The organism is Streptomyces sp. NPDC045846 (genome assembly GCF_056431605.1).
Genome location: NZ_JBWKKJ010000001.1, coordinates 228,576 through 242,311 on the forward strand (window position 1 = coordinate 228,576; position 13,736 = coordinate 242,311).

A 13,736-nucleotide genomic window follows, 5' to 3' on the forward strand; every position below is an offset into this window, starting at 1 on the left:
ATCAGCCTCGCCGTGACGGCGATGGTCTTGCCACGGTGCGTGACGCGCCTTACGGTCTCATCCACACACGGATCTACGCGTGTGGATTTGGCTGGCTGACGACCCGTCGAAGGAGCAGCTCATGGCCAACGTCGTGCGCGCCGCACTGGTTCAGGCGACCTGGACCGGCGACACCGATTCCATGATCGCCAAGCATGAGGAACACGCCCGTGAGGCGGCCCGCCGGGGCGCGAAGATCATCGGCTTCCAGGAAGTCTTCAACGCCCCCTACTTCTGCCAGGTGCAGGAGGCCGAGCACTACCGCTGGGCCGAGCCCGTCCCGGACGGCCCCACCGTCACCCGGATGAGGGAACTCGCCCGCGAGACCGGGATGGTCATCGTCGTCCCCGTCTTCGAGATCGAGGGCGAGGGCTTCTACTACAACACCGCCGCCGTCATCGACGCCGACGGCAGCTACCTCGGCAAGTACCGCAAGCACCACATCCCCCAGGTCAAGGGCTTCTGGGAGAAGTACTACTTCAAACCCGGCAACCTCGGCTGGCCCGTCTTCGACACGGCCGTCGGCAAGGTCGGCGTCTACATCTGCTACGACCGCCACTTCCCCGAGGGCTGGCGCCAACTCGGCCTCAACGGGGCCCAGTTGGTGTACAACCCGTCGGCCACCTCGCGCGGGCTCTCCGCCTACCTCTGGCAGTTGGAGCAGCCCGCGTCCGCCGTCGCCAACGAGTACTTCGTCGCCGCGATCAACCGGGTCGGACGCGAGGAGTACGGCGACAACGACTTCTACGGGACGAGCTACTTCGTCGACCCGCGCGGCCAGTTCGTCGGGGAGGTGGCCAGCGACAAGGAGGAGGAGCTCCTCGTGCGCGACCTCGACTTCGGCCTCATCGAGGAAGTCCGCCAACAGTGGGCGTTCTACCGAGACCGCCGCCCCGACGCCTACGAAGGCCTGGTGAAACCGTGAACCGTCCCCTCCACGAACGCCACAGGTCCGTCCTGCCCGACTGGCTCGCCCTCTACTACCAGCGGCCCCTGGAGATCACCCACGGCGAGGGCCGTCACGTCTGGGACGCCGACGGCAACAAGTACCTCGACTTCTTCGGCGGCATCCTCACCACGATGACCGCCCACGCGCTGCCCGAGGTCACCAAGGCCGTCGCCGAACAGGCCGGGCGGATCATCCACACCTCGACCCTCTACCTCAACCGCCAGATGGTGGAACTCGCCGAACGCGTCGCCCAGTTGTCCGGCATCCCCGACGCGCGGGTCTTCTTCACCACCTCCGGCACCGAGGCCAACGACACCGCGCTGCTGCTCGCGACCGCGTACCGGGGCTCCAACCAGATCCTCGCGATGCGCAACAGCTACCACGGCCGCTCGTTCAGCGCCGTGGGCATCACCGGCAACCACGCCTGGTCCCCGACCAGCCTCTCGCCGCTCCAGACGCTGTACGTGCACGGCGGCGTCCGCGCCCGCGGCCCCTACGCGCACCTCAGCGACAGCCAGTTCATCGAGGCCTGCGTCGCCGACCTCGAAGACCTGCTCGGCCACACCCGCAACGTGGCCGCGCTGATCGCCGAACCCATCCAGGGCGTCGGCGGCTTCACCTCGCCGCCCGACGGCCTCTACGCCGCGTTCCGCGAGGTCCTCGACCGGCACGGCATCCTGTGGATCACCGACGAGGTGCAGACCGGCTGGGGCCGCACCGGCGACCACTTCTGGGGCTGGCAGGCCCATGCGCAGAGCGGCCCGCCCGACCTGCTCACCTTCGCCAAGGGCATCGGCAACGGCATGTCCATCGGCGGCGTCGTCGCCCGCGCCGACGTCATGAACTGCCTGGACAGCAACTCCATTTCGACCTTCGGCGGCTCCCCGGTCACCATGGCGGCCGGCCTCGCCAACCTCACCTACCTCCTGGAACACGACCTCCAGGGCAACGCGCGCCGCGTCGGCGGACTGCTCATCGAGCGGCTGCGCGCGATCGGCGCCCAGCTCCCCGTCGTGCGCGAGGTGCGCGGCCGGGGACTGATGGCCGGCATCGAGCTGGTCAAGCCCGGCACCGACGAGGCCAACCCCGAAGCCGCGGCCGCGGTCCTCGAAGCCGCCCGCGAAGGCGGCCTCCTCATCGGCAAGGGCGGCGGCCACGACACCAGCGTGCTGCGCGTCGCCCCGCCCCTCACGCTCACCGTCGCGGAGGCCGAAGAGGGCGCGGCGATCCTCGAACGCGCGCTGCGCACCGTGTAGTTCACCCAGCTCACGCACGTGTACGTGTACGAAAGGGAGCTCCACCCATGAGTACCCGCACCCTCATCCGCGGCGGCCTGGTCATCACCGCCGCCGACGAGACGCACGCCGACGTACTGATCGAGGACGGCCGGATCGCGGCCATCGCGGCGCACGGCTCGGCCGTGGCCCAGGCCTGGGCCGCCGAGCGCACCCTGGACGCCACCGACAAGTACGTCATCCCGGGCGGTGTCGACGCCCACACCCACATGGAACTGCCCTTCGGCGGCACCTTCGCCTCCGACACCTTCGAGACCGGCACCCGCGCGGCCGCCTGGGGCGGCACCACCACCATCGTCGACTTCGCCGTGCAGTCCCGCGGCCAGTCGCTGCGGGCCGGTCTCGACGCCTGGTACGCCAAGGCCGACGGGCAGTGCGCCATCGACTACGGCTTCCACATGATCCTCTCCGACGTCGACGCGTCCTCGCTCAAGGAGATGGACCTGCTCGTCGAGGAGGGCATCACGTCCTTCAAGCTGTTCATGGCGTACCCCGGCGTCTTCTACAGCGACGACGGGCAGATCCTGCGCGCGATGCAGCGCTCCGCCGGCAACGGCGGGCTGATCATGATGCACGCCGAGAACGGCATCGCCATCGACGTGCTGGTCGAGCAGGCCCTCGCGCGCGGCGAGACCGATCCCCGCCACCACGGCGAGGTGCGCAAGGCCCTCCTGGAGGCCGAGGCCACCCACCGGGCGATCCAGCTCGCCCGGGTCGCGGGCGCGCCGCTCTACGTCGTCCACGTCTCGGCCGAGGAGGCGCTCGCCGAACTGGCTGTGGCGCGCGACAAGGGGCTCCCCGTCTTCGGCGAGACCTGCCCGCAGTACCTGTTCCTGTCCACCGACAACCTCGCCGAGCCGGACTTCGAGGGTGCCAAGTACGTCTGCTCGACTCCCCTGCGCCCCAAGGAGCATCAGGCCGCGCTGTGGCGGGGCCTGCGCACCAACGATCTCCAGGTGGTGTCCACCGACCACTGCCCGTTCTGCTTCACGGGGCAGAAGGAGCTCGGCCGCGGCGACTTCTCCAAGATCCCCAACGGGCTGCCCGGCGTCGAGAACCGCATGGACCTGCTGCACCAGGCGGTCGTCGACGGCCACCTCACGCGCCGCCGCTGGATCGAGATCGCCTGCGCGAGCCCGGCCCGGATGTTCGGCCTCTACCCGAAGAAGGGCACCATCGCGCCGGGCGCCGACGCCGACGTCGTCATCTACGACCCGCACGCCGAGCAGGTCATCTCCGCCGAGACCCACCACATGAACGTGGACTACTCGGCGTACGAGGGCAGGCGGGTCACCGGCCGCGTCGAGACGGTGCTCTCGCGGGGCGAACCCGTCATCCACGACCGGCAGTTCACCGGACGGGCCGGGCACGGCTGCTACGTACCGCGCGCCACCTGTCAGTACCTCGGCTAGGAGCACCGCACCATGGACTTCGGACTCGTCCTTCAGACCGACCCGCCCGCCTCGGCCGTCGTCGGCCTCATGCGGCGCGCGGAACGCAACGGCTTCCGCTACGGCTGGACCTTCGACTCGGCGGTGCTCTGGCAGGAGCCCTTCGTCATCTACAGCCGCATCCTGGAACACACCACCAAGCTGACCGTCGGCCCGATGGTCACCAACCCCGGCACCCGCACCTGGGAGGTCACCGCCTCCACGTTCGCCACCCTCAACGACATGTACGGCAACCGCACGGTGTGCGGCATCGGGCGCGGCGACTCGGCGATGCGGGTGGCCGGGCGCAAGCCGAACACGCTGGCCCGGCTCGGCGAGGCCATGGACGTCATCCGCGACCTCGCCGAGGGCCGCGAGGCCGACGTCGACGGGCAGCGCCTCAAGCTGCCCTGGGTGAAGAACGGGCAACTCCCGGTCTGGATGGCCGCGTACGGACCGAAGGCCCTCGCGCTCGCGGGGCAGAAGGCCGACGGCTTCATCCTCCAGCTCGCCGACCCGTTCCTCACCGAGTGGATGGTCAAGGCGGTCCGCAAGGCCGCCGCCGACGCGGGACGCGACCCCGAGGCCCTCACGATCTGCGTCGCGGCCCCCGCCTACGTCGGCGACGACCTCGCCCACGCCCGCGAGCAGTGCCGCTGGTTCGGCGGGATGGTCGGCAACCACGTCGCCGACCTGGTGACCCGCTACGGCGAGCACTCCGGCCTCGTCCCCGAAGCCCTCACCGCCTACATCAAGCAGCGCCAGGGCTACGACTACAGCCACCACGGCCGCACCGGAAACCCCGACACCGCCTTCGTGCCCGACGAGATCGTCGACCGCTTCTGCCTGCTAGGCCCGCCCCAGGCCCACATCGACAAGCTCAAGGCGCTGCGCGACCTCGGCGTCGACCAGTTCGCGGTGTACGCCATGCACGACGCCCGCGAGGCGGTCATCGACGCCTACGGCGAGCAGATCATCCCCGCCCTGCGCTGATCCTCGGCCAACTCGCCCCGCCGCACGGCCCGTTCGCCTCTCCTCGCCGCCACCCCGAACGAATGGCCTGCCCATGACCGACACCACCCCCATACCCGCCACGGCCCACCCACAGGACGACCGGTTCGCCAACGAGGACCTGCGGCCCGTACCACCCGAGGGCCGCACCTGGACGACGTACAACTTCGCCGCCCTGTGGGTCGGCATGGCCCACAACATCCCCTCCTGGACGCTTGCCTCCGGTCTGGTCGCGCTCGGCATGGACTGGAAGCAGGCCGTCTTCACCATCGCCGTCGCCAACCTGATCGTCCTGGTCCCGATGCTCCTGACCGGGCACGCCGGCCCCAAGTACGGCATTCCGTTCCCGGTCCTGGCCCGCGCCTCCTTCGGGCTGCGCGGCGCCAACCTCCCGGCGATGATCCGCGCCGCCGTCGCCTGCTGCTGGTTCGGGATCCAGACCTGGATCGGCGGGCAGGGCGTCTTCGTCCTGCTCGGCAAGGTCTTCGGCGGCTGGACCGACGTCGCGTCGATCGGCGGCCAGCCCTGGACGCTCTGGCTGTGCTTCGTGCTGTTCTGGGCGCTCGAACTGGCCATCATCCACCGGGGGATGGACACCCTGCGCCGCTTCGAGAACTGGGCGGCGCCCTTCGTCCTCGTCGGCGCGCTGGTCCTGCTGGTCTGGATCGCCCACAAGGCGGGCGGCTTCGGCCCCCTCCTCGACCAGCCCGCCAAGCACGGCTGGGGCCCCGACTTCTGGCCCGTCTTCTTCCCCTCCCTCATGGGCATGATCGGCTTCTGGGCGACGCTGTCCCTGAACATCCCCGACTTCACCCGCTTCGGCCGGGGCCAGCGCGCCCAGGTCTGGGGCCAGACGCTCGGGCTGCCCACGACGATGACCGCGTTCGCGCTCCTGTCGGTGCTGGTCACCTCGGGCTCCCAGGCGGTGTACGGGGTGCCGATCTGGAGCCCGGTCGATCTGGTCGCCAAGACCGACAACGTCTTCGGCCTGCTCTTCGCGCTGGTCACCGTGCTGGTCGCGACGGTCTCGGTGAACATCGCGGCGAACGTCGTCTCGCCCGCGTACGACCTGGCGAACCTGGCCCCCAGGTTCATCGACTTCCGCCGGGGAGCGCTCATCACGGGCGTCGTCGGCGTCCTGATCTTCCCGTGGAAGCTGACCTCGACCCCCGAGCTGTACATCTTCACCTGGCTCGGGGTGGTGGGCGGCCTGCTCGGCACGGTCGCCGGGATCCTCATCGCCGACTACTGGGTGGTGCGCCGCACCGTCCTGGACGTCGCCGACCTGTACCGTCCGGGCGGCCGCTACTGGTACACCGGCGGCTGGAACTGGCGCGCGGTGGCCGCGTTCCTGGTGGGCGGGGTGCTCGCGGTCGGCGGCTCGTACTCCACCCTCGACGACAAGGGCGCCCCAGCGGGCCCGTTCCCCACCGACGGCCTCATCCCGTTCCTCAAACCGCTCGCGGACTACGGCTGGGCGGTGGGGCTCGGCTCGGCGCTGCTGCTGTACGTCGCGCTGATGGCCGGGACCCCCGCCGCGCGCCGTCAGTCCCCGGGGCCTGCCACCCAGCCCGGCGCGTAGACGTCGACCGCCCGCTGCCAGGCCGCGGGGCCGCCCGGCAGGGGCCAGGCGCGGGTGAGGTCCGGGGTCTGTGCCAGGGCGGTCAGGTCGGCCGCGAACCGGCGCGACTCCTCGGAGATCAGCACCGGGGCGAGCGGCCCGCCCTTCGCCCGCTGCCCGCGCACGTGCTGCTCGTACGCCTCGACGCGCCCACGCACCGCCTGCTCGGCCCACCCGTCCGGCCGCGCACGGGTGAGCACGAGAAGCTCGGGGCGGCCGCCTTCGGCGAGGGCGGCCGTCAGGCGGTCGTGCCCGTCGAGCACCACGGGCGAGTTGAGCCCGCTGACCCACCAGAGCAGCACCGGAGGGAGCACGCCCTCGCGGTACTGGCGCCGGCAGGCCTTCACGCGCGGGGCGTCGGGCGCGGAGAGCGCGCGCAGGGGGAGCAGGTCGCGGGCGTCCTCGGGCGGGTCGCCGTAGCCGAACCAGGTGAGGTGGCCCCGGTCGGGGTCGTGGGCGAGGAGCTTGGCCCAGTTGGCGTCGGCGAACCAGCCCGGAAGCGACCGCAGCACCTGCCAATCCCCTTGGTGGAGAGGTCCGTTGGGGCTCGAACGCAGCGCGGAGGTGAGGTGGTGCGACCAGCGGGCCGACCAGTCCCGCGAGTCCCGCAGCGAGTGGGCCAGAGAGGCGCGCAGCGGGGGCAGGGGCGAGACGTAGCGGCCCGTCCGCGCGTAGTGCAGGCCCCGGTGGCTGGCCCGCTGGACCGCGAAGAGGACCGGGTCCGCGCCCTGGCGCAGGAGCAGCCGTCCGCCGGACGCGGCCTCCACCCGCAGCACGGGAACGGCGGGCCCGTCCACGTACAACGACTGCTCCGCCATGTCCCGCTCCCTCTCCCCGTCCCGGCTACGGCACGCGCGCCGTCCACTCGGCGGTGCTGAACTTGCTCGCCGCCAGCTCGCGCGCCCGGGCCATCTCCTCGTCCGTGATCCCGCCCTCGGACAGACCGTACCGGGAGCGGAAGGAGGCGATCATCCGCTCGATCACGGCCTCGCGCGGCAGCCCGGTCTGCCGCCGCAGCGGATCGACGCGCTTCTTCGCGCTCTTCGTGCCCTTGTCGGAGAGCTTCTCGCGGCCGATGCGGAGCACGTCCGTCATCTTGTCGGCGTCGATGTCGTACGCCATCGTCACGTGGTGCAGCACCGCGCCGTCGTCCGCGACCATCCGCTTCTGTGCCGCACCCGCGATCTTCCCGGCCTCGGTCGCGATGTCGTTGAGCGGCTGGTACCAGGCCTTGACGCCCATGTCGCCGAGCGCGCCGAGCACCCAGTCGTCGAGGTAGGCGTAACTGTCCGCGAAGGACAGGCCCTGCACGAGGGCGTCGGGCACGGACAGCGAGTACGTGATCGTGTTGCCGGGCTCGATGAACATGGCGCCGCCGCCGCTGATGCGTCGTACGACGGTGATGCCGTGGCGCTCGGCGCCCTCCGCGTCGACCTCGTTGCGCAGCGACTGGAAGCTGCCGATGACGACGGCGGGCGCGCCCCACTCCCACACGCGCAAGGTGGGCGGGCGGCGGCCGGCCGCGACCTCGGCGGTGATGACCTCGTCGAGCGCCATGTGCAGCGCGGGCGACTGCGGGGCCTCGTGGATCAGCTGCCAGTCGTAGTCGTTCCAGTCGGTGGCGTGGGCCAGCGCCCGCCGCACGGCGACCGCCACGCCTTCCGAGGTCAGTCCGTACATGGTGGTGCCGGGCGGCAGCGCGGCGTCGACGCGGGCCGCGAGCCCGGCCGCGTCGGTGTCGGCGGGGGCGCCTTCCAGGGCCCCGTTGATCGCCAGGATCGCCTCGTCGGGTTCGAGGAAGAAGTCGCCCGCCACCCTCACGTCCCGCAGGACTCCGTCGCGGGTGTCGAGGTCGACGACGACGAGCTTGCCGCCGGGGACCTTGTATTCGCCGTGCACCGTTCTGCCTCCATCTGCTCCGAGCGGGCTCAACGGTAATCGGACGGCCGCTATTCCGGCCGCGGGCCGCGGCGCTGCAGGGCGGCGGCGTTCACGGCGAAGCCGTGCCGTGTTCACCGGTCGGTTCCCCGGGGCTCCCTGATTGTCAGTGCCGCGTGCTTTCCTGGACGCATGATCGACGAAGGATTTCTCGCAGGTGACCAGGCGGCGGTGGAAGAGGCGCTCCGCAAGGCGGCGGCCGCCGAGATCATGCCGCGTTTCCGGCAGCTCGCCGCCCACGAGATCGTCGAGAAGAACGGCCCGCACGATCTGGTGACGGTCGCCGACCGGCTGGCGGAGGAGCATCTCACCGCCTCCCTCACCGCGATACTTCCCGGCTCCGTGGTCGTCGGCGAGGAAGCCGTGCACGCCGACCCGGAGGTGTACGGGGCGCTGCGCGGCGACGCCCCGGTGTGGATCGTCGACCCGGTGGACGGCACCCGCCAGTTCGTCCGCGGCGAAGCCGGATTCTGCACCCTGGTCGCCCTCGCCCACCGGGGCGAGCTCCTCGCGTCGTGGACGTACGCGCCCGCGCTCGACGAGCTGGCCGTGGCGGTGCGCGGCCGGGGCGCCACCCTCAACGGCTTGCCGCTGCACGCCGGTTCACCCGCGCCCGGCGCGGTGCTCGACGTGGCGACCTCCCACCCGGACTACACGACGCCCGACCAGAAGCGCGCCCTGCTCGGCCTGCGCACCGACGGCGTCCAGCCCCGGCCGTGCGGCTCGGCGGGCCTGGAATACCTGGCGATAGCCCGCGGCGAACTGGACGCGGTGGCGTTCTCGTGGGAGTACGCGTGGGATCACGCGGCGGGGCTGCTCCTGGTCGCCCAGGCGGGCGGCGCGCAGACCACGGTCGCCGGGGAGCCGTTCCGGATCGCCGGGGGCAACGCGCTCCCGTTCACCGCGGCCCGCGACGCGGCGACGGCCGAGCGGGTGCGGAGCCTGCTCGCGGGGAAGTGAGACCACGGCAGGGCGCGCGGCGGCTCAGGACAGGGCTGACCGCACGTCGCTGACCAGGGCGGCCGCGAGCTCGACCGCCTCGGCGTCGAGCCCGGTCAGGGCCGCCGCCGCCCGCTCGGCGAAGTCCGCCGGAGCGTTGGGCAGGGCAGCCGCCGAGGCGAGCGCGCCCTTCTCGTTGAGGAGCCAGCGCCGACGGTGGGCGTGCAGCGACTGGGCGAGGATGCCGAAGGCCCGGGACAGACAGAGCGACACGTGCAGCGGGTCGCCGCCCGCGGCCGACTTGCGGGCGACCGCGACGGAGAACTCCGCTTCCCAGGACGCACCGATCAGCGCCGCTCGCAACGGCTCGGGGTAGTGCCGTGTCCGTTCCTGAAGATCCGTCAACTCGCCCTGGGGATCGGCCAGTACGTGCCCGAGGGCGACCTCGCCCGGATACGCCGGTGACCAGAAGCCGAGCGGGTGCCCGGGCTGCACGCCGACCTCGTACCGCCCCGCGAGGCAGTCGTCCCAGACGCGCTCGACGCGGTCGAGGTCGCGCAGGATCCAGTCGACGGCGACGCCGTCGAGCGTCAGCCAGGCGCCGCCGTTCACCCAGGGGCCCCAGCCGCCCGGACCCGCGACCTCGACCGGTGCGCCCGTGGTCTCCTCGGCCAGCCGGGCCAGGGCGGTGACGTCGACCTCGCCCCGGTAGTAGAGGCCCAGGTCCCAGTCGGAGTCCGGCCGGTGCGCGCCCCGGGCGCGGCTGCCGCCGAGGGCGACGGCGCGCACCCCGGACACCTCGGTGAGCCGATGGGCGAGGGTGGTGACGCGTCGGCCGAAGGCGGTGTCCGTGGGGGAGTTCACCGGGCGGACGCTACCCCGGGCCGGATTGTCGGCGCACCGGAATATCCTGGGGGCCCTGGCCGTGGCGTGAGGAGTCCGAGGTGCCGTCGATGCTCGATGCCGTCGTCGTGGGGGCGGGCCCCAACGGGCTGACCGCCGCGGTCGAACTGGCCAGGAGGGGGCTGCGCGTCGAGGTCTTCGAGGCCAAGGACACCGTGGGCGGCGGCGCCAGGACCGAGGAGCTCACCCTCCCCGGCTTCCGCCACGACCCGTGCTCCGCCGTCCACCCCCTCGGCATCGGCTCGCCCGCCTTCCGGGCCATGCCGCTGGACCGGTACGGCCTGGAGTGGCTGCACCCCGAGCTGCCGATGGCGCATCCCTTCGACGACGGCACGGCCGCCGTGCTGTCCCGCTCGGTCGCCGAGACCGCGGCGTCCTTCGGGCCGCGCGACGCCGGGGCGTACCGCCGCCTTGTCTCCCCTTACCTCGGCAAGTGGGACGTGCTGGCACGGGACTTCATGTCGCTGCCGCTGACCGCGCTGCCCCGCGATCCGGTCGGCCTCGCCCGGTTCGGGACCGTGGGCCTGCCGCCGTACAGCTGGCTGATGCGCCGCTTCCGGGACGACCGGGCGCGCGCCCTGATGGCCGGGCTCGTCGCGCATGTCATCGCCCCCCTCGACGGGGTGGCCACGGCCGGTGTCGGCATGCTGTTCGCGCTCGCCGCGCACGAGAACGGCTGGCCGCTGCCGCGCGGCGGCTCCCAGTCGATCTCCGACGCGCTCACCGGATACCTGCGTGAGCTGGGCGGGGTGGTCCACACCGGGTTCGAGGTGAAGCGCCTGGACGACCTGCCGCCGGCCCGCACCTACCTCTTCGACACCTCGCCGACCGCGCTCGCCCGAATCGCGGGCCTGGGCCGCGCCTACGACGGCTACAAGTACGGCGCCGCCGTGTTCAAGATCGATTACGCCCTGGACGGGCCCGTTCCCTGGACGGCCAAGGAGCCGCGCCTGGCCGGGACCGTCCAGATCGGCCCGTCCAGCCGCGACATCGGCACCGCCCTGAGCCAGGCCTCGGGGGGAACCGCGCCCGAGACGCCCTTCCTGATCACCGCGCAGCCCAGCCTCGTCGACCCGTCCCGCGCACCCGAGGGCAAGCACGTGTTCTGGGCGTACGGACACGTTCCCAACGGGTGGGAGGGCGACTTCACCGATGCCATCGAGCGGCAGATCGAGCGGTTCGCGCCCGGCTTCCGTGACCGGATCCTCGCCCGTGCCACCGCGGGGCCGCCCCAACTCGCCGAGCGCAACGCCAACTACGTGGGCGGCGACATCGCGTGCGGCGCGGCCCGCGGCCTTCAGCTGCTGCTCCGCCCGAAGGTCTCCCTGTTCCCGTACGCCACCCGCCACCCGTCGGTGTTCCTGTGTTCGTCGGCCGCCTGGCCGGGCCCGGGCGTGCACGGAATGTCCGGCCACAACGCGGCGAAGGCGGTGTGGCGCAGCCTGCGGAAGGCGGACCGCCGGTGAGGTCGGCGTAGCCGGCAGCGGTGCTGAAGCGTTCCGTGCCCGGAGCGGTGCCGCACGCTCCGGGCCGGGCGGCGCCTCAGGCGGCGGGCTGGGTGCCGGAGCCCAGGTCCGCGGGGGCCTCGGCGAGCAGCAGCGCGAGGATGCCGGGGAACCGGGCCTCGAACTCGGCGCGGCGCAGCTGGACCTTGCGGCTGTTGCCGCGGTCGACCTGGTGGATCAGCCCGGCTTCGCGCAGGATGCGGAAGTGGTGGGTGAGCGTGGACTTGCCCACCGGCAGGCCGAAGGACATGCAGGTGCGCTCGACCCCGTCCTCCTCCCGGATGAGATCGATGACGACGCGCCGGCGCAGCGGGTCGGTCAGGGCGGTCAGGACCCTGCCCAGTTCGACGTCCTTGAGCTCTGGGTGGAACAACTCTGTGGTCATGTCGGCCCTTTCTGGCTCTCCCTGCCCCTTAGGGTACGCTGTCGGCCGTACCTGTAGGGGCGTCGCCGTCACCTTCCGCGCGCGGAGGCGGCTTCGGTGCGCTGTCCGGCCGGCACCGGGTCTGCGCCCGGCCGCGCCGCGGCCCGCCGCCGGTGCGGCCCGAGGAGCCGGGCGAGCACGTCCTGGAGTTCGCGGGGGCGCACCGCGTCCGAGGGCGACGACCAGGCGATGTAGCCGTCGGGACGGACGAGCCGGACGCGGGACCGCGAGCCTTCGGGCACGGCGGCGACGGCGGTCTCCAACCGGTCGGACCACGCCTCGGCGGCCTTGGCCGCGGCGCCCGCTCCCTTCCCTTCGTCGAGCAGCACGGCGCGTCCGCCCGCCAGCAGGTCGCTGAGACGCAGCCCCGCGTGGACGCCGCCCAGCGCGCGGTCCTGGGCGAACCCCTGTCCGTACGCCGCCTCCTGGCCGCTGATCATGTCGCCGATGCGGCCGTTCGCCTCGGGGAGGGTGAGGAGCTCGCGGTAGTGGGCGCGCAGCGGGTCGAACCGGCTGGACGGGTCCATCAGGGTGGCCTGGATCCGGGTGTTGTCGATGACCCGGCGTGCCGTCGGCCGCCGCTCCTGCGTATAGCTGTCGAGGAGTTCCTCCGGCGCGCCGTCGCGCACCACGGCGGAGAGTTTCCAGCCCAGGTTGAAGGCGTCCTGCAGACCGAGGTTCAGGCCCTGGCCGCCGACGGGGAAGTGCACATGGGCGGCGTCACCGGCCAGCAGGACGCGGCCCTCGCGGTAGGTGTCGGCGAGGCGGGCGAAGTCGCTGAAGCGCCCGGCGGGGCCGAGGCCGGTCATGGGGACGGGGCGGCCCGCTATGCGTTCCGTCGTCTCGCTGACCTCCGCCAGGGTGACCGGCGCGCGCCGGTCGTCGTGGCGGGCGTCGAAGTCGAAGGTGAGGACCCGGCTGACGCCGAACGGGTTGACGTTCATCATGATCCAGCCGCGGGGCGTCCGGTGCCATCCCGGGAACGCGCGGGCGGGATCGGTCAGCCGCACCATGGCGACAAGTGCCGCGCAGGTGGCGGGGTGTTCGGAGGAGCCGATACCGGCGTGCGCGCGGACGGTGCTGCGGGCGCCGTCGCAGCCGACCACCCAGCCGGAGGTGATGGTGGAGCCGTCGGCCAGTTCCACCTCGACGCTCCCCGCGCCCTGGCGGACCGCGCGCACGGTCGCGCCGCGCACGACCGTGCCGCCCAACTCCCGTGCGCGCGCCTCGAAGTAGCGCTCGATCCGGGCCTGCGGCATGCCCACAACCGGCGCGCCCTCGGTGGCCGGTGCGCTGATGGTGAGCCCCGGCATCCCCGCGAAGTGGAAGGGCGTGCTCGTCCGCTCCCCGGCCGCGGCGTCGGCCGGACCGCCGGGCAACACCCCGCGCCGGGCCAGGGATTGCGCGGTGCGGGCGTGCAGGGTGCCGGCCCGGGGCTCGTCCACGGTCCGCTCCGCCCGCTCCAGAACCACCACCCGCACCTGGCGCAGGGCGAGTTCCGCCGCGAGCAGCATGCCGACGGGACCGCCTCCGACGACAACTACGTCCGCTGCGGGGGGAAGAGGCGACAAGGGCATGGAGAGACCTCCGGTGGGTACGATGTTCGGCGTACCTCTCATGGTACGTTACGGACCGTACCTTGGTTCGGTGTTCGCCGTACCAGTCCGTCCTGCCTATGGAGC

Annotated in this window: 12 protein-coding genes; 7 read left to right on the plus strand and 5 right to left on the minus strand. The window is 72.3% G+C overall.

Annotated features, from left to right (window positions below):
• Window positions 1-121 precede the first annotated feature (121 nt).
• From AC07F3_RS01050 to AC07F3_RS01070, 5 genes are all read left to right on the plus strand, one after another.
• Window positions 122-964, plus strand: a complete 843-nt coding sequence (locus AC07F3_RS01050; protein WP_479109191.1) for a nitrilase-related carbon-nitrogen hydrolase — start codon at window positions 122-124, stop codon at window positions 962-964.
• Window positions 961-2,244, plus strand: coding sequence for an aspartate aminotransferase family protein (locus tag AC07F3_RS01055; RefSeq protein WP_479109193.1), 1,284 nt, complete (start codon window positions 961-963; stop codon window positions 2,242-2,244). The genes AC07F3_RS01050 and AC07F3_RS01055 overlap by 4 nt, the downstream gene beginning before the upstream one ends.
• Before the next feature lie 47 nt (window positions 2,245-2,291).
• Window positions 2,292-3,695, plus strand: coding sequence for a dihydropyrimidinase (gene hydA / locus AC07F3_RS01060; protein WP_479109195.1), 1,404 nt, complete (start codon window positions 2,292-2,294; stop codon window positions 3,693-3,695).
• Between the two features lie 12 nt (window positions 3,696-3,707).
• On the plus strand, window positions 3,708-4,706 hold the full coding sequence (locus tag AC07F3_RS01065) for a TIGR03842 family LLM class F420-dependent oxidoreductase (protein WP_479109197.1): 999 nt from the start codon (window positions 3,708-3,710) through the stop codon (window positions 4,704-4,706).
• Window positions 4,707-4,779: 73 nt separating this feature from the next.
• Window positions 4,780-6,306 (plus strand): NCS1 family nucleobase:cation symporter-1, encoded by a 1,527-nt coding sequence (locus AC07F3_RS01070; RefSeq protein ID WP_479109199.1) that lies wholly within the window; start codon window positions 4,780-4,782, stop codon window positions 6,304-6,306.
• On the opposite strand, the gene AC07F3_RS01075 is transcribed toward AC07F3_RS01070, so the two are convergent.
• Window positions 6,270-7,163, minus strand: coding sequence for a hypothetical protein (locus AC07F3_RS01075; RefSeq protein ID WP_479109201.1), 894 nt, complete (start codon window positions 7,161-7,163; stop codon window positions 6,270-6,272). The two genes, AC07F3_RS01070 and AC07F3_RS01075, sit on opposite strands and share 37 nt — an antisense overlap.
• A 25-nt stretch (window positions 7,164-7,188) precedes the next feature.
• Window positions 7,189-8,244 carry a lipoate--protein ligase family protein gene (locus AC07F3_RS01080; RefSeq protein WP_479109203.1) on the minus strand — a complete coding sequence of 352 codons (1,056 nt, stop codon included), beginning with the start codon at window positions 8,242-8,244 and terminating at the stop codon, window positions 7,189-7,191.
• Between the two features lie 171 nt (window positions 8,245-8,415).
• On the opposite strand from AC07F3_RS01080, the gene AC07F3_RS01085 reads away from it, so the two are divergent.
• Window positions 8,416-9,243, plus strand: coding sequence for an inositol monophosphatase family protein (locus AC07F3_RS01085; RefSeq protein ID WP_479109205.1), 828 nt, complete (start codon window positions 8,416-8,418; stop codon window positions 9,241-9,243).
• A 24-nt stretch (window positions 9,244-9,267) separates the two neighbouring features.
• Here AC07F3_RS01085 and AC07F3_RS01090 read toward each other — a convergent pair whose 3' ends face one another.
• Complete coding sequence (locus AC07F3_RS01090; RefSeq protein WP_479109207.1) at window positions 9,268-10,086, minus strand: nucleotidyltransferase domain-containing protein; 819 nt, start codon at window positions 10,084-10,086, stop codon at window positions 9,268-9,270.
• A gap of 89 nt (window positions 10,087-10,175) precedes the next feature.
• Here AC07F3_RS01090 and AC07F3_RS01095 point away from each other — a divergent pair, with 89 nt between their 5' ends.
• A complete protein-coding gene (locus AC07F3_RS01095) occupies window positions 10,176-11,591 on the plus strand; it encodes a phytoene desaturase family protein (protein ID WP_479109209.1) in 1,416 nt (471 codons plus the stop codon).
• Between the two features lie 76 nt (window positions 11,592-11,667).
• On the opposite strand, the gene AC07F3_RS01100 is transcribed toward AC07F3_RS01095, so the two are convergent.
• Window positions 11,668-12,015, minus strand: coding sequence for an ArsR/SmtB family transcription factor (locus tag AC07F3_RS01100; protein ID WP_479109211.1), 348 nt, complete (start codon window positions 12,013-12,015; stop codon window positions 11,668-11,670).
• 68 nt (window positions 12,016-12,083) lie between these two features.
• A complete protein-coding gene (locus tag AC07F3_RS01105; protein ID WP_479109213.1) occupies window positions 12,084-13,673 on the minus strand; it encodes an FAD-dependent monooxygenase in 1,590 nt (529 codons plus the stop codon).
• Window positions 13,674-13,736 lie beyond the last annotated feature (63 nt).

What these genes read in the sequence shown, in the direction of transcription:
- AC07F3_RS01050 (WP_479109191.1), top strand. Translation starts at nt 122, where the DNA reads ATGGCCAACGTCGTGCGCGCCGCACTGGTTCAGGCGACCTGGACCGGC.
- AC07F3_RS01095 (WP_479109209.1), top strand. Translation starts at nt 10,176, where the DNA reads ATGCTCGATGCCGTCGTCGTGGGGGCGGGCCCCAACGGGCTGACCGCC.
- AC07F3_RS01105 (WP_479109213.1), bottom strand. Translation starts at nt 13,673, where the DNA reads ATGAGAGGTACGCCGAACATCGTACCCACCGGAGGTCTCTCCATGCCC.
- hydA (WP_479109195.1), top strand. Translation starts at nt 2,292, where the DNA reads ATGAGTACCCGCACCCTCATCCGCGGCGGCCTGGTCATCACCGCCGCC.
- AC07F3_RS01085 (WP_479109205.1), top strand. Translation starts at nt 8,416, where the DNA reads ATGATCGACGAAGGATTTCTCGCAGGTGACCAGGCGGCGGTGGAAGAG.
- AC07F3_RS01100 (WP_479109211.1), bottom strand. Translation starts at nt 12,015, where the DNA reads ATGACCACAGAGTTGTTCCACCCAGAGCTCAAGGACGTCGAACTGGGC.
- AC07F3_RS01075 (WP_479109201.1), bottom strand. Translation starts at nt 7,163, where the DNA reads ATGGCGGAGCAGTCGTTGTACGTGGACGGGCCCGCCGTTCCCGTGCTG.
- AC07F3_RS01070 (WP_479109199.1), top strand. Translation starts at nt 4,780, where the DNA reads ATGACCGACACCACCCCCATACCCGCCACGGCCCACCCACAGGACGAC.
- AC07F3_RS01065 (WP_479109197.1), top strand. Translation starts at nt 3,708, where the DNA reads ATGGACTTCGGACTCGTCCTTCAGACCGACCCGCCCGCCTCGGCCGTC.